General features: G+C 60.7%; 17 protein-coding genes. 13 read left to right on the top strand and 4 right to left on the bottom strand.

Going from position 1 to position 13,707, the window contains the following annotated elements:
• Positions 1-109: 109 nt before the first annotated feature.
• The 7 genes from QX048_RS04515 (at position 110) to QX048_RS04545 (ending at position 7,894) form a co-directional block, all read left to right on the top strand.
• Entirely contained in the window at positions 110-3,757 is a 3,648-nt protein-coding gene (locus QX048_RS04515) for a hypothetical protein (protein WP_316200888.1), read from the top strand.
• 87 nt (positions 3,758-3,844) lie between these two features.
• Complete coding sequence (locus tag QX048_RS04520) at positions 3,845-4,348, top strand: phage tail protein (RefSeq protein WP_316200887.1); 504 nt, start codon at positions 3,845-3,847, stop codon at positions 4,346-4,348.
• Complete coding sequence (locus tag QX048_RS04525; RefSeq protein WP_316200886.1) at positions 4,348-4,569, top strand: tail protein X; 222 nt, start codon at positions 4,348-4,350, stop codon at positions 4,567-4,569. The genes QX048_RS04520 and QX048_RS04525 overlap by 1 nt, the downstream gene beginning before the upstream one ends.
• Before the next feature lie 88 nt (positions 4,570-4,657).
• A complete protein-coding gene (locus QX048_RS04530; RefSeq protein WP_316200885.1) occupies positions 4,658-5,758 on the top strand; it encodes a hypothetical protein in 1,101 nt (366 codons plus the stop codon).
• 13 nt (positions 5,759-5,771) lie between these two features.
• Complete coding sequence (locus QX048_RS04535) at positions 5,772-6,938, top strand: N-acetylmuramidase domain-containing protein (protein WP_316200884.1); 1,167 nt, start codon at positions 5,772-5,774, stop codon at positions 6,936-6,938.
• 2 nt (positions 6,939-6,940) lie between these two features.
• On the top strand, positions 6,941-7,354 hold the full coding sequence (locus QX048_RS04540) for a hypothetical protein (protein ID WP_316200883.1): 414 nt from the start codon (positions 6,941-6,943) through the stop codon (positions 7,352-7,354).
• Between the two features lie 240 nt (positions 7,355-7,594).
• A complete protein-coding gene (locus QX048_RS04545) occupies positions 7,595-7,894 on the top strand; it encodes a hypothetical protein (RefSeq protein ID WP_316200882.1) in 300 nt (99 codons plus the stop codon).
• A 264-nt stretch (positions 7,895-8,158) separates the two neighbouring features.
• Here QX048_RS04545 and QX048_RS04550 read toward each other — a convergent pair whose 3' ends face one another.
• Both QX048_RS04550 and QX048_RS04555 read right to left on the bottom strand, forming a co-directional pair.
• Positions 8,159-8,425: a hypothetical protein gene (locus QX048_RS04550; RefSeq protein WP_316200881.1), complete on the bottom strand. Its 267-nt coding sequence runs from the start codon at positions 8,423-8,425 to the stop codon at positions 8,159-8,161.
• Positions 8,426-8,860, bottom strand: coding sequence for a hypothetical protein (locus QX048_RS04555; protein WP_316200880.1), 435 nt, complete (start codon positions 8,858-8,860; stop codon positions 8,426-8,428).
• A 106-nt stretch (positions 8,861-8,966) separates the two neighbouring features.
• Here QX048_RS04555 and QX048_RS04560 point away from each other — a divergent pair, with 106 nt between their 5' ends.
• Genes QX048_RS04560 through QX048_RS04585 form a run of 6 tightly spaced genes read left to right on the top strand, consistent with a single transcriptional unit; the run spans position 8,967 to position 12,292 of the window.
• Positions 8,967-10,922 (top strand): hypothetical protein, encoded by a 1,956-nt coding sequence (locus QX048_RS04560; protein WP_316200879.1) that lies wholly within the window; start codon positions 8,967-8,969, stop codon positions 10,920-10,922.
• Between the two features lie 36 nt (positions 10,923-10,958).
• The gene (locus QX048_RS04565; protein WP_316200878.1) at positions 10,959-11,489 is read left to right on the top strand and encodes a hypothetical protein; all 531 of its coding nucleotides are present in this window, start codon (positions 10,959-10,961) and stop codon (positions 11,487-11,489) included.
• 23 nt (positions 11,490-11,512) lie between these two features.
• On the top strand, positions 11,513-11,761 hold the full coding sequence (locus QX048_RS04570) for a hypothetical protein (protein WP_316200877.1): 249 nt from the start codon (positions 11,513-11,515) through the stop codon (positions 11,759-11,761).
• Complete coding sequence (locus tag QX048_RS04575; RefSeq protein ID WP_316200876.1) at positions 11,761-12,030, top strand: hypothetical protein; 270 nt, start codon at positions 11,761-11,763, stop codon at positions 12,028-12,030. Before QX048_RS04570 ends, QX048_RS04575 begins: the two co-directional genes overlap by 1 nt.
• The gene (locus QX048_RS04580; RefSeq protein ID WP_316200875.1) at positions 12,030-12,155 is read left to right on the top strand and encodes a hypothetical protein; all 126 of its coding nucleotides are present in this window, start codon (positions 12,030-12,032) and stop codon (positions 12,153-12,155) included. Before QX048_RS04575 ends, QX048_RS04580 begins: the two co-directional genes overlap by 1 nt.
• Entirely contained in the window at positions 12,152-12,292 is a 141-nt protein-coding gene (locus tag QX048_RS04585; RefSeq protein ID WP_316200874.1) for a hypothetical protein, read from the top strand. The genes QX048_RS04580 and QX048_RS04585 overlap by 4 nt, the downstream gene beginning before the upstream one ends.
• A gap of 107 nt (positions 12,293-12,399) precedes the next feature.
• Here the strand turns inward: QX048_RS04585 and QX048_RS04590 are convergent, their stop codons facing one another.
• A complete protein-coding gene (locus QX048_RS04590) occupies positions 12,400-12,564 on the bottom strand; it encodes a hypothetical protein (protein WP_316200873.1) in 165 nt (54 codons plus the stop codon).
• A 320-nt stretch (positions 12,565-12,884) separates the two neighbouring features.
• A complete protein-coding gene (locus QX048_RS04595) occupies positions 12,885-13,175 on the bottom strand; it encodes a hypothetical protein (RefSeq protein ID WP_316200872.1) in 291 nt (96 codons plus the stop codon).
• Positions 13,176-13,707 lie beyond the last annotated feature (532 nt).

Below are 13,707 nucleotides of genomic sequence, written 5' to 3' on the forward strand. Positions count from 1 at the left end.
GCCGATGGCGTTCAGTTCCTGAACAAGCGCGATCAGGAAGCGATGGAAGCAGCGCAAAAGGCCCGGGGGCGTTAACCCCGGGTCACCCTTTCCATTTTCAGGAGCGGTGATGGCCGACGAAACTCTCGACATCAGGGCCAGGCTTACGGCCGAAGACCAGGCCTCAGCCAATATCAAACGGCTCCTCACCCAGATCAAGCAGCTCGAGACTCAGCTCAAGAAGAGTTTCGCTGCCGCCCCGATCAAGGGGTCCATCATCGACCCCGAGATCCAGACCAAAGCGCAGAAGGCACTCGGTGTCACCGAGAAGAGCTTCAACCGCCTGACCGACGAGCAGAAGCGTTGGGGTCGCGAGCAGAGAATGGTCGGCCGGATGAACACCACGGTCTGGACCAAGATCACTAACGATATCAACAACTCGGTCAGCGCTTTTCAGAAGTCGACCGGCAAGAAGCGCGTCGAGATGGCGCGTCAGCTCCGCGATCAAATCGGGTATGCCCGTGCCTTCCGATACATCTACATGCAGGAGCACGAGCGGCATCAGCGCTCCGTCTCGCGACACCATCAGGCTCTTAACCGGTTGGAGCTGGCAAAGCAGCGCCGAGACGAGCTGGCTGCCAAGAGGAAGAAGCAGGCAGACGATCGAGCTTCAGCCGAGGAAAAGAAGAATCTGGATCGAAAGATCCGGCAGAACAAGCAGTTCCTCGAAAAGCTTGAGCGTGAAGAGAGGCGATCCGCCCGTGAGAGGGCTCGCGCCGAGAAGCAGGTGCTGGAAGAGCGGGCTCGCGTCCGCCGCGGCCTGAGGCGTGGGTTCAATCGCTTCCGGGAAGCTCCTGGTCAGCTGGCTCGCGCTGGCCGTACGATCGGAATCGGCGGAGCGCTATCTGCCGCCGGCCTCGCCATGGGTACCAGGTCCGCGGTACGCGCAGGTGTTGACGTCGACGCCGCAGAGACCTCCGCGCGCATGAACATGGACCAGTCCAAGCTCAATGCCCGTGATCTCCGTGACAACTGGGCTCTCCCCACCGCCGTGAAAATGGGTATCGACCCTGGCACACTGATGGGCGGCGCGGTCGAGGCGGCAAAGGCCGGCGTCCCCGAGGCCCTGTCCAAGGTTGCCGCAGAGATGTCGTTCAAGACAGCGAAGCGGTTCGGCATCGATCCCAGCGAGATGATGACGGCCATCGGTCGTGCGGTTGCCCAGGAGATCGGCTCCGGACGTATGCAGGGCAACGACATCAGTGGCCTGACCCGCAAGTTCAACATCGCATCCACCCTGGCGGCGGAGACCGCGACCGACCCCGCCGAAACCCTGTCGTTCCTGCGATCTGGTCTCGGTGCTGGTGCATCGGTCGGCATGTCCGACGTCGGCACCATGGCGTTCGGCAACTCCGCAATCCTGGCCGGCGCTCAGGCTCGTCAGGCCTCGCGCTTCCTGTCCCATCTCGGCGAGCAGTTCTCCGAGCTGGAGATGAAGCGAAAGATGATCAACAGCAAGGGTCATCGTACTGAAGAGGATCGCCTCTTCATGTCGATCCCGAGTAGACTTGGCTTCGGATCGCTCGGCAACATGCGAGCGATGCTCAAGAACGACCCCGACGAGGGCTTGTTCAAGATCATCGAGTCCTTCCGCAACATCAAGGATCTCGAAAAGCGCAGCCAGGCGCTGCATGCCTTCTTCGGCTCAGAGTTCGGCCCGATCATCAAGAACATGATCGATGCGCCGGGCAACATGTGGGAGAACCTGAAGATCGCCCGCAGGGCGGCAGCCGAGAGCCCAGAGAACAACGGGATCACTCGGGCCTGGGCAGATTACCAGAAGGGTCTTGAGAACATGATGGACCGCCTCGGCGCGGTCTGGAAGGTTCTGAAGGCAGAGATCGGCGACACGCTGAAGCCGTTCATTGAGCAGATCAGCGTCTGGGCCGGCGACATGTACGAGTCGCTGAAGACCGGCGGCCTGAAGGAGCGCCTGAGGGCGTTCATCAATGGTCTGATCGAAGGCTTCACCGGGAAGAATGGAGCAACCCTCCGAGATCTCCTGGATCAGGTCTTTGGGAAGCCCGGCAGCCAGAGCGGCTGGAGTGCCGAGAACATCGGCAAGTTCGGCAAAGGCTTGGCCGAGGGCATTACCTCAATCGTTTCGGCGATTAGCTCTGCCGGCAAGGCGATCATCACGATCTTCGGAGAGAACTCGTCTGATCCCGAGGTGATCGGCAAGTTTGCGGGCCGGATCACCGCACTAGTGGTCGCGCTGACGATGCTCGCTCCGGTCATGAGCGTATTCTCGTCGCTTGTCGTCGGTATCGTTGCCATCGGCGCTGCCCTCAAGGGCGTCGGCAAGGGCGTGATCAGCAAGAGCGTCTTGGCGCTGCTTGCCAAGCTCGGAGTTGGCGGCCTCACTGGCGGCATGCTCGGCGGTCTCATGATGGGCGACGGCCGTGCTGACAACAGCGCCGAGGATATGGATGCTCTCCAGAAGGAAGCAGGCAAGAGCAGGGGGCAGCCCAAGAGCGACAAGTTCAAGGGTAAGGGCTGGATGCCGCCTCCGGCGATGAAGTCCGGGGAGAGCACCGAGGAGTATCTCAAGCGCCTGGAGCTACTGAAGCGGTCGAGCTACAGCGGCCCGACTGAGTTCTCCGGTCGTCGTCGCACCAGCGAAGTCGATGAGCTGACGGATCAGCTGAAGAAGCTCGGCGGCAACGTCGAGAGAGCCGCTTTCATCGGCGGCGGCATCAGCTCCACTGGCAGTGCCATCGCATCCTCGTTCGGAGGCGGCGGCTCCGGCGGCCGTATCGCGGCCCTTGGTTCGGGTAGCGGTCCCACCGCGCTTTTCAACAGCACGCCGGGTGGCGCACTGCCTGACTTCGGTGTCAGCTCCAGCGGCTCGATATTGCATCGTGGCGGCGGACTCATTCGAAATGGCTCTAACGGACGCATCATCAGCCCGAGCAACGTCCCAAGCTTTAGCGGCGGGGGAGGTTCATCGGCAAACGATGGTGTCGGAGCTGGTCTGGCTGGTTCTGAGTTCCTGAAAGCCCGTCGTGCTCGGTTTGCCCAAGAGCTGAAGAACGATCCGACCCTAAGGATGCACCTCGCGGCCATGCAGATGACCGAAGGCGCGAGTGGCGGCGGAACGGTTGAGGCTCTGATGAATCGCATGGACATGACGGGGCAATCGCTCCGTCACGGCCTCGGTGCAGGCCAGGACGGTCTCCCGAACACGAAGTTCCAGTTCTACGGGCCGATCAAGCGGCACGAACTGCCGGGGGCAATCCGGAAGCTTCAGAACGATCCGAAGCTGTTCGCGAAGTTCGATCGTTACACGCAGCAGGCGCTCGAAGGCAGTCACAAGATCGGTGGCTTCACCGACCAGGGGCTGCCGACAGATCCGAACGGCACCGTCACGCGGCGTCGTAAAGGATTGCCCGCGCTGCCGACCGTGAACTACGGCGGCAACGAGTTCACTGAATGGCTCGGCAACCAGCGCTCTCGCAATTATCGCCAGATGATCGAGAAGGGCATCGCAGGCGAGACCTCCAAGGTTCCTGCTCCTGCTGATGCAACGAGCAAGGTGCCGATGCCGGCAACTCCCGGTGCTGGTGCAGGAGATGTTCGCATGGGCGGAGGTGGCCAGGTCGCGATCCACATCAATGGTGGCTCGCATGATCCGGAGGCTCTCGCGCTGCTGGTGCAGCGCCGCATCGACGAGTCGATGAACTATCGCGCTCACGACAGCGAGTCCGAATACACCTAACGCACCTGGCCCCACGGGGCCGGGACACAACTTCCACCGATAGAGGCCTCGCCATCCGGCGGGGCCTTTTCATTTTGAGAGGATTCCATGGCTTCTGTGCTCATGGGTTTGGGTTCGCTCGAACCTACTGCGAGCGAAAACGTGATCCTTTTCTACGTCCCGCTGCCGAACAACGACACCCCTGGTTTCGAGCAGCTGCAGCGCGATCGCCAATACACCTGGGTCTCGAACGACCGCCTGTCGCGCGATCCTGCGATGCAGTTCACAGGTCCTGGAGAAGAGCAGTTCGTTGTCGAAGGCCGGATGTACCCGTATCACTTCGGCGGTCTCTCAACCATCAAGCTGCTTGATCAGGCTGGCCGGTCCGGCAAGCCGCACATCCTGGCGCGCTTCTATCCGCTGACGCAGCCGGGCGGCTCACTGTCCTATGGCAGCGAGAACCTCGGCAACTTCGTCATCAAGCGGCTCCGCACAGTGGAGTCCAAGATCGGTGCTGTCGGTATCGCGCACAAGATCGACTTCCAGCTGGAGCTGTCGCGGTACGGCGACGACCTGAACACCGCAGCAGTTCAAGATTTCTGGGCCACCTGATGTCGATTTACGTGACCAAGATGTTCGACCGGCTCGACCGTGTCGTCTACGCTCGATACGGCTCGACCAGCAACCGGCTCGTGGAGTGGGTCATCGAGCAGAACGACGGCATCGAGCTTCATGGCATCGTTCTGCCGATGGGCATCAGCATCAACCTCCCGGAGCCTCCGGTGAGGGTTACCGAGGTGCCTGTCCTTCCGCAGCTCTTTCTTTGGACCTGACGCATACGCAGTCGCGTATAGCGCCCAATTATACGCTTTCGCGCATAGGCCGCCCCTCGGGGTGGCCTTTTGCGTTTTGGAGGTGCGCGTGCCCACTGGCTACACCCCGATCTACCGCATCTATAAAGGCGGGGTCGATATTACCGATCACTTCAACGATCGGACCACCAAGATCAAGGTCGAGCTGACGTCCGGCGGGGGCGAGGGCGACCGATGCGAGATCGCAGTCGATGACCGTGACTGGCGCATTGCCAGACCATTCGGCGGCGAGATGATCCAGGTCTGGCTCGGCTACAAGGAAATCGGCCTCGCTTATCTCGGAACCTATACGATCGACGACGTCATCTTCGAGGGTATGCCGCGGAGCATCCAGCTCACCGGCACGTCGACCGGCTTCAACGACATTAAGAAGGCCCCGCAGATCGCCAATTTCAGCAACAAGACCGTTGGCGACATCCTCGGCGAAATGGCCTCACAATCCGGACTTCAGCTGTCGATTCCGAGCGACCTCGCTGGCCGGCAAATTCCGTTCAAGAACCAGCAGGTCAGCAACCTGCACATGATCCACGAGCTGGAGCGCATGTTCGGCGCCATCGGCAAGGTGGCTGACGGCAATCTGGTCTTCGTCCCCCGCGACTCGACCGAGAGCGTCAGCGGCGTCGCATTGCCGACGCTGGTGCTCCATCCGGAGCACTTCGGAACGTGGCGCGTCCGCTACTCGGGTCGCAATGAAGCCTCCGAGGTCAAGGCCGCCTACTGGGACAAGGACAATCACATCCGAAAATGGATCTCGTCCGCTCTGCCTGGAGGCGATGGCGATCCCTTCACCATCGGCCAGATCTTCAACTCGCAGATGGAGGCTGAGGCTGCCGCTGCGGCCAAGGCTGGCGCGATCAAGCGTGCGTCCGTCGAGGCGATCTTCGATCTTGCCAAAGGCGACCCGTGGATCCGAGACGCGCAGACGATCCTAGTGACCAATATGCGGGACGGCATCAACGGCTCCTACGTCGTTGAGAAGGCTACCCACACATACATCAAGAGCACCGGCATCCGCTCTAACCTGCAGTGCCGAGCGCCCGGAGACGGCGTCGACTACAGCGACCGCGCTGACGATGAGTTCCTGAAACCGCTCCCGGGCGAGCCGATGGGATCGGTCATTCCTGACGGCACCTTCAACGGCCCATTCTAACCGAAAGCATCAAATGTTCAGTCAAGAGATCATCGACGCCATCGTGGCGGCGGCGAACGCGCACGGCTGGCCCGCATCTTCGCTGCTGGCCGTCGTCGAGTGCGAGACCTCCGGGAAGCCCTTCGAGGAGGACAACCACACCCCGACGCTGCTGTTCGAGCGCCACAAGTTCTATTCGGAGATGCAGTCGCATCAGCCGAGCAAGCTGAAGTCGGCGATCGCCGCCGGCCTCGCGATCGCGAAGTGGTCGCCGAAGACCCAGTACAAGGATCAGGGCAAGTCGGCCAGCCGCCTGTCGCTGATCGCCAGGGCTCGTCAGATCGACGAGGAGGTCGCCAACCGGGCGGCATCCTGGGGCCTCGGCCAGACCATGGGCTTCAACGCCGAGGGCCTCAAATACGAGAGCGCCACGGCGATGGTCGCCGAGCTGTCGAAGGGTGTCGCCGAGCAAGTCGACGCGCTCTGCCGCGAGATCCGGCACGCGAAGCTCGACCGGTTTCTGGTCGCGAAGGACTTCACCAGCTTCGCCCGTGGCTACAACGGTTCCGGATATGCTCAGAACCACTACGACACCCGCATGCAAGCTGCCGACACCGCCTGGGCGCGGCGCCTGGCGAGCGGCGACTACGAGGCCAAGCCCGGCAAGTCGATCACGCTGGTCTACCAGCAGAAGCTGAAGGGCTTGAATTACAACGTCGGCAAGGTCGACGGTGACTGGGGAGACCTCACCACAGGCGCCTGCGCGGCGTTCCAGAAGCGTGAGGGCCTCAAGATCACCGGTCACCCGAATGCCGAGACCACGGAAGCGCTGGACAAGGCCATAGTGCCCCGCCCGGCCTCGCCTGAGCGCGCAAACGCCACGGCCGATGATCTGGCAGCCTCCGGCTCCAAGACCATCCAGGCCGCTCGGAAGGGCTCCACGCTGACCAAGGTCATCGTCGGTACCGGCGCAATCGGAGGCGCCAACATGTCCGGTGTCCTCGATAAAGCGAAGGACGTGGTCAGCCAGGTGCAGGCAGCCAAGGGCATCTTGGACTCAGCCCACGACGTGATCGTCGGTCTCCTGCCGTACTGGTGGGTCGGTGCAATCGTCGTCGGGTTCGTGCTGTGGCGCTGCTACGGCGATGTCATCGAGGCCCGTCTGAAGGACCACCAGACCGGCCAGAACCTCAACAGGTAACCATGTCCATCATCGAGAAGATCGTGGGGCTCGTCCCCACGGTCCGGGAGAAGGCGAAAGCTGTCCTGGACTTCCTCGCCTCCAAGGAAGGCAAGATCGGCCTCGTCGCCATTGCCGCCCTCGTGGCGCTTGGATCCGCGCATGCCATCGGCGTCGCCAGTCAGCGCGGCACGATCGAGTCACTGCGCAGGGATCTCGGCGTCATCAAACTGCAGCTCGCCGCTGAGCAGGCCCGGCCACGTGCCGTTCCGGTCTGCCCCGAGACTGCGCCCGCAGACGTCTCTGCGCCTGAGCCGGTCAAGCCAGCCCAAGTCACCAAACCCAAGGTCAGGACCCATGCACCTGCGAAACATCCTGCGCGCAGCGGCGCTCGCCTCACTCCCGCTGAGTCTGGGTGGCTGTCTGACATCCGTTAGCGATAACTTCGGCGCCATTCCACCCTCCCTGGCCGAGTGCGAAAAGGTCGCTCACAAGGTGGCGCTGCCGCCGATCGCTCCTGGCATGGACAAGGTTGCCGTCATCGCTCGCTACCGAGCTGCCCTCATCACCGCAAACAACCGCATCGACGGCGTGGCTCAATGCCTGGCCGAGATCGATGCTCTACAGATTGGAACACGATAATGGTCGCGCCGCCCCCTCCGGTTGACGCTATCACCATGGAAGGCATCGTCAGCGTTGCCGGCCCCTTCATCGCTGCCGTTGGCCTCATCCTTGGCGTCTGGTGGCGCGTGGACGGGAAGATCGACGAGGCGGCCAAGAAGGCCCTCCAGAACGAGCGAGATCTTGCGGCTTTCAAGCTGAAGGTCGCCGAAGAGTACGCATCCTGGGAGACTGTGCAGGCTATCGAGAGTCGCCTGACTGCCCGGATGGACGACATCTCCGATCAGGTGATGAAGCTGCCCGATGTCATGGTCGATAGGATCATGAAGTTCCTGAATTTTAAACCGGGCACCTAAGAACCCGGTACTTGGCCCCAGCGCAGTCCTCAGTGGCTGGCTGGGGCCTCTTTTTTTGTGCCCGATAGATGTCTACGGAGGGCCTTGGTGGCCTCGCTCTGGCACCTCTCCTCGCGTAATCTTTCCGATCCACTCATTGATCTGAGCTATCGTCAATCCCTCAGCATCAGGAGGAAGATCCAGGTTAGGGTTGAGTCTGATCTTCTCCTCCAGCTCAGCCGCAGCCTGCTTCAGCTCGTCTTCGCTAGGCACCGTTCTCCCCTTTCATTCGCCTTCTAAGTCAACATACGCCATCCAGTCCGCTACGCCAGCATACTCGCGTGCGAGGCCGTCCAGTAGGATTTGACGATGCCCCTCCGCAGGGAGGTAGGAAGGAAGCAGCCGCAGAAAGTGCTGCTGCCGGGGGTGGTCGCTGTCGGACATGAGTGTCGCGAACAGGTCGCCGCCGTTCTTCTGTTCGTCCGAGCTATTGACGACGATCCTCGCCAGCGGATGAACTTTGCCCTTCATGATTGCGTATAAATCAGCCATTCAGGTTCCACTTTCCTTCGTTACTGGTGGTCCGCATTGCGCCAAAAGCTCATTCTTCCGCTTCCGTGCGCCCTCCAGATCCATCCTGACCGAGTACGAGCGGTCCTCAACTTCGAAGTAAAGCCGGCGCCCGTCGTGCCAGATGTCCCGGGCAAGCTTTGGGGAGTTGGCCTTAAATTCCTCGGTCAGAGGCCCTGAGACGATTTCGATCTCCCGGGAGATGCCAAAGATCTTCTCGTCTAGCCAAGCTGCAAACCCTTCAATTTTCCCTGAAGCATTGTTCGCTACAGGCGAGAGCAGCTTCCCTCCCAAATACGCGATTGGCTTTGACAGCACCCAAACGATGAAGAGAAGGGCCGCTGTTCCCTGGATGAGGAGGTAGCCCGCCAGGATCGCAAAAAGCGCGCCAATAATCAGAGCGAAGATCCAAAACATCGCCCGGCCATCGCATCCAAGTGGGCCGTTTGTCAACTGAAATTTGCATGAATGCAAATGATGTGCTAGTGCAAATCCACAGATATTCCCTCCGAATTGGGGTTCCATGATACTTTCGAACGAAGAGCGTGCGCGCAGGAAGAAGGTCGTCGAAGACCTGCTGCGGCTCGGCTATCACCCTCAGGGATCGCGCGGTGGACTGGCTTCTGCCACGAAGACCGCAGAGCGCCGCGAAGGCATCAACTATCCGAACTGGGTTCGCTCCGAAGAGGCTTTGAAGCGGAAGCGTAAGCCGCATTTCTCCGTCGACTGGTCTCTCTACGTTGCGCCGCAGCCCGCCGCCACCGTGACCCGCGGCTCGGACGAGGCTGGCGAGGAACTGTCTGCCAAGGATCACGCGCATATGCGTGCCCAGGATCTGTCGATGGAGGTGACCAGCCTCATCACCAGATCCCGCTATCCCGTCGTCAATCCCGACGCCATCATCATCGACTCCTACATGGTCCGAAAGTACGACCGCAATCTGCGCGGCTACCTGACCAAGGAGGGGACTCCGCGAACCTGGATGACCGACACCCTGCGTGTCGCTCCCATCAAGGACTCCCGCAACCGGAACTTCATCTTCACGGGCGCGCAGAACGATGCGCTGCTGCATGAGGAGTTCTGGGCCAACCTTCTGGTCTATGCGGCGCATATCCACGCCGAGATCGTTGTCGGTCCCTGGACCTACGAGACCCAGTGGTGGGCCGAGAACAACCCGACCGCCCGCGCGTACTCGAGCGAGCTGACTGAGTATCTGTGCTTCGGCCAGATGAAGATCGGCGACAACTTCATGTTCTGCGGTGAGATGAACACGCTGCCGACCGCGTCGCAGCCGATCTCGGATCTCGTGACCTATAGCCGAGGCCGCTGGGCCGTGTTCCCGCACGCCAAGCGCCAGCTGAAGAGCGTTCCGTCCACCGATCCGAACATCCAGGCGCACCAGGTCATGACGACCGGCGCGGTGACCAGGCCGAAGGTGATCCCGCGCAAGGCGGGCGTGAAGTCCATCTTCCATCAGGTCATCGGCGCAACCGTGGTCCAGTTCGACGGCGACGGCGACGTCTTCTGCCGGCAGATCACGGCGAACGAGGACGGTTCGTTCTATGACCTCGACGCCCATGTGGCGGATGGCGAGGTCACGACCGGGCACCGTGCTCGGGCGATCACCTATGCCGACATCCACGTCCGCAAGCTCGACGCCGCCAACACCATGGCGACCTTCGGCTGGGACATGCGCGGCAACGTCGCTCGGTATCGCAACAGCCTGACCGACGTGCTCAATCCGCAGTACCGGATCTACCACGACATCTTCGACAACGAGCCGGGCAACCATCACCACGTCCACGACGTCGCGTATCATTACGAGATGGCATTCCGGGGCCGTGACAAGGTGGAGGATGAGGTCGACCAGTGTGGCGACTTCCTGCACCGCACGATCGGTGACGACAGCCAGGGCATCGTTGCCGAGGGTAACCACGACATCGCGCTGGAGAAGTACGTCCGAGAGGCTCGCTATCGCGGGCACGGCACCAACCTGCGCTTCGGCCTGCAACTCGAAGACGCCTACATGGCGCATGTCGAAGAGCGATCCCGCGCAATCGACAACGGCCTGCCGATTCCGCGCTTCTCTTTGCTCGAATATGCGATCCGTCAGAAATTCCCGCAGATCGGCGACAAGATCGAGTGGTGCCACGACGGCTACAGCAAGCTGATCGACGGCATCGAGGTCGGAAACCACGGCTTCCGCGGCGCGAACGGTGCCAAGGGCACTGTGGCTGGCTTCGCTCGCATGGGCCGCAAGATGACCATCGGCGACAAGCACAGCCCCGAGATCAACGAGGGCGTGTACGTGGCCGGCGCGATGAACCTGCGGCACGGCTACAACAAGGGGCCTTCCGGCTGGGCTGTCTCGCACGTCGTCCAATACCAGGACGGCAAGCGCGCTCTGATCACGCTGCAGAAGGGCAAGTGGCGTCCGGAGAAGCCTGTCATCCGCATGCCGGCGACTTTTGCCGCCTAGAGATTTGCGCGAATGCAAATGGAGAGAGTTGATCAGATGAATTTCCCGTATCGTATGATGGTTGTCGGCCACGGCCGGCATGGCAAGGACACCGCAGCCGAGATCCTGCGTGACGATTTCGGCGCGACGTTCGTGTCGTCGAGCTGGTTCATGGCCGAGCGGGTCGTATCCCCGTGGTTCAAGGAGAAGTTCCCAGGCAAGTACGCATCGGTGCAGGAATGCTACGACGACAGGGCGAACCATCGGTCGACGTGGTTCGATCTAATCGCCGAGTCCAACAAGGCAGACCTCACCACGCTGGGGCGCGCGATCTTCAACGAATACGACCTCTATGTCGGCAACCGCAACGCCCGTGAATTTCACGCGCTGAAGAACGCTGGGGTGTTCGACGTCTCGATTTGGATCGACGCATGCGAGCGTCTGGAATATCGCGAGCCACGCACATCGCTGACGATCGAGCCCTGGATGTGCGACTTCGTGATCGACAACAACGGGACTCAGGATGAGCTGAAGCGGAACATCGCTTCGCTCATGCGCGGAGCCCTGAAGCTCAGGGCGGCGGCCTGATGGAGCAATCCCGGGTGATGTCTATGGTGGAGGTCGTCACGAATGCCATGGTCGGCTTCGTCACCTCCGTTCCGGTGAACTTCGCGATCCTCCCGCTGTTTGGCGCTCCGGTAAAGCTGGGGGCGTCCATGGGGATCACGTTGGCATTCACGGTCGTCTCGGTCGTGCGCTCATACCTGGTTCGCAGATTCTTCGCGGTCTACATCAAGAGGTTCGCTCACTGGTGTCAGGATTTCCACGATGACATGCGCAGTCTGGGGATGATGACCTGATGGCTGAGCAGGTGGAAATTAGAGACCTCTATAGGCGCCGGACTGACCTCCGACGTGAGCTGGAGGCTCTCAATGTCGCGATCGAGCGTTGCAACCACGACTTCGCCTGGACGCCTGACGCCGCCTTCGAGGACAGGGATGGTGCCTGGGCTCAGGTCTCCTACCGCACCTGCAAGCGGTGCGGGATCGTCCATGAGAGGGTCACCACGGCGCCTCGCGGCCCGCTCGGTGAGTGGCAACGGACAGCGAAATTCAAGGAAGAGGCGTGATGGCAATAGATCTAAAGGAACTGATCAAGAGCTTCTTCATCTGGCTCGGGATCCTGATCCTCATGTTGGGCCTCGGGATTTCCATGGCCCTGATCCTGATGCGAGCGACGGGGATCCTGGGATGAACCCGTTCCTGATCTACTGGCTGCTCACGCGAGACCGCCGGGACGACGTCGAGCTTGATCCAAAGTTCTTGTGCATCATTCTGGCGATCGTCGCTGTCCTGTCGATCGCGCTCGACATCAAGATGCTCTGGCGTTGACTTGAAAATTGCTCTTGCAAAGCTGCGAGAGCGGAGCGAACAAAAGCCCCGGCGCCGGCTTCTAATGAAGCTGGTGCCGGGGTATTGTTTGGATCAGATCATATTCTTCACATATGGGGCACGGGGGCGCCAACCACCGCCCAAATGATGAAGATGATCACGACGACCAACACCACAGCACCGGTGCCGGTATTCTCGGCACCGGTGAACCGGAGTCCTGACGGGCCGATTTCGATAGAGATTTCAGGACGTTCTCTGCTCTTGCTCCTCATTCAAGTTCCTTTATCTGGTTGACGACACATTCTCGCCGTATCTGTGGCGGGGTGCCGAGCCAGCGTTTGATGTGTAATTGAAGCGTGAATGGGGCAGTAGAATTGGTTCCATGCGTTCGCGGTTCCAGCGCGATAAAGCATGTCGCTGATGTTGCAGGGAAATCGGCTTCCTAATATGCAGTCCCGCCGCGCTGCCATGCATGCGGCGCATGGCTTTTCTGAAAGGTATGCACGACGATTGCGTCTGTTCATCCGTCCTTGGCAACCATCTCGTCAGGGTTCAGGCTAAAGCGAGCTACAAGTTCGGCTGAGCCCGATGCTCATCGGAACACCCGGAGCAGGGCGGTATGGATGGGCTTCTCAACCAGCTTGTCGCCCTCGAAATTCTGTCCAGGCCGGGTGATGAAGTCGAGGTGCTCCTCCGTGAGCTGTCGGCGGATGCTCATGACAGCCTCTTTCCGGAAGTCTGTGCAGGGAGGGAATGGCTCAATGCGATTCCAGGAGAGAATCGTACGTGACCGGCTCTTCGGGAACACCCTGTATGCTCGCCGTTCGAGTTCCTTGATCAGGTTCGCGTCGCTGTGAAACATCAGCTCATAGGGATAGCTCATTTCAGCTCGGCCTCCTTATTCCCATCTCGTACAGCTCACGTCTGTCCATGCTGTTGTGGATGAAGACGTCGTCATCTCTGTTGGATTGCACCAGCACGGATTGTGGGAGTCCGTGCTATGTGGGCGGTAATCATCGATCGGAACGACGTGATATTTCTCGACCTCCCAGCTCAAAGCTTCACCAAATCACCATCGCAGATGATGGCGATCCATTCGTAGGGCTCGGCGAAGTACGGGTGGTCGTAGTAGAGCTTCCCGCAGCCCTCGCAGACACAGTCACCGCTGGCCCTGTTCCAGTCGTGTGACTCGATACGAACGAGCTGTTCGGGTGTCGGCGTCGGTCGTGGCCTTAGCGGCATTCGGTCAGCTCCCTGCGCCAAAAGTCCTTAATCCAGCGATAGCCTTGGTCGTCTCCGTGAGCCCGCAGCTGGTTGAGTTGGTAGGTTCGGGTCACCTTTCCTCGGTACCAAACGTTCCAGAACCGCTTCTCTCGCTTCCGTCCAGCCCAGAGCAGAACATGGTTCGCGTATTG

This window comes from Bradyrhizobium sp. SZCCHNS30572 (genome assembly GCF_032484415.1).
Taxonomy (GTDB): Bacteria; Pseudomonadota; Alphaproteobacteria; order Rhizobiales; family Xanthobacteraceae; genus Bradyrhizobium.

Excerpts from the sequence above, each read along its gene's own strand:
- QX048_RS04515 (WP_316200888.1), top strand. The coding sequence starts at position 110 with ATGGCCGACGAAACTCTCGACATCAGGGCCAGGCTTACGGCCGAAGAC.
- QX048_RS04520 (WP_316200887.1), top strand. The coding sequence starts at position 3,845 with ATGGCTTCTGTGCTCATGGGTTTGGGTTCGCTCGAACCTACTGCGAGC.
- QX048_RS04525 (WP_316200886.1), top strand. The coding sequence starts at position 4,348 with ATGTCGATTTACGTGACCAAGATGTTCGACCGGCTCGACCGTGTCGTC.
- QX048_RS04535 (WP_316200884.1), top strand. The coding sequence starts at position 5,772 with ATGTTCAGTCAAGAGATCATCGACGCCATCGTGGCGGCGGCGAACGCG.
- QX048_RS04540 (WP_316200883.1), top strand. The coding sequence starts at position 6,941 with ATGTCCATCATCGAGAAGATCGTGGGGCTCGTCCCCACGGTCCGGGAG.
- QX048_RS04545 (WP_316200882.1), top strand. The coding sequence starts at position 7,595 with ATGGAAGGCATCGTCAGCGTTGCCGGCCCCTTCATCGCTGCCGTTGGC.
- QX048_RS04550 (WP_316200881.1), bottom strand. The coding sequence starts at position 8,425 with ATGGCTGATTTATACGCAATCATGAAGGGCAAAGTTCATCCGCTGGCG.
- QX048_RS04555 (WP_316200880.1), bottom strand. The coding sequence starts at position 8,860 with ATGTTTTGGATCTTCGCTCTGATTATTGGCGCGCTTTTTGCGATCCTG.
- QX048_RS04560 (WP_316200879.1), top strand. The coding sequence starts at position 8,967 with ATGATACTTTCGAACGAAGAGCGTGCGCGCAGGAAGAAGGTCGTCGAA.
- QX048_RS04565 (WP_316200878.1), top strand. The coding sequence starts at position 10,959 with ATGAATTTCCCGTATCGTATGATGGTTGTCGGCCACGGCCGGCATGGC.
- QX048_RS04570 (WP_316200877.1), top strand. The coding sequence starts at position 11,513 with ATGGTGGAGGTCGTCACGAATGCCATGGTCGGCTTCGTCACCTCCGTT.
- QX048_RS04575 (WP_316200876.1), top strand. The coding sequence starts at position 11,761 with ATGGCTGAGCAGGTGGAAATTAGAGACCTCTATAGGCGCCGGACTGAC.
- QX048_RS04580 (WP_316200875.1), top strand. The coding sequence starts at position 12,030 with ATGGCAATAGATCTAAAGGAACTGATCAAGAGCTTCTTCATCTGGCTC.
- QX048_RS04585 (WP_316200874.1), top strand. The coding sequence starts at position 12,152 with ATGAACCCGTTCCTGATCTACTGGCTGCTCACGCGAGACCGCCGGGAC.
- QX048_RS04590 (WP_316200873.1), bottom strand. The coding sequence starts at position 12,564 with ATGAGGAGCAAGAGCAGAGAACGTCCTGAAATCTCTATCGAAATCGGC.
- QX048_RS04595 (WP_316200872.1), bottom strand. The coding sequence starts at position 13,175 with ATGAGCTATCCCTATGAGCTGATGTTTCACAGCGACGCGAACCTGATC.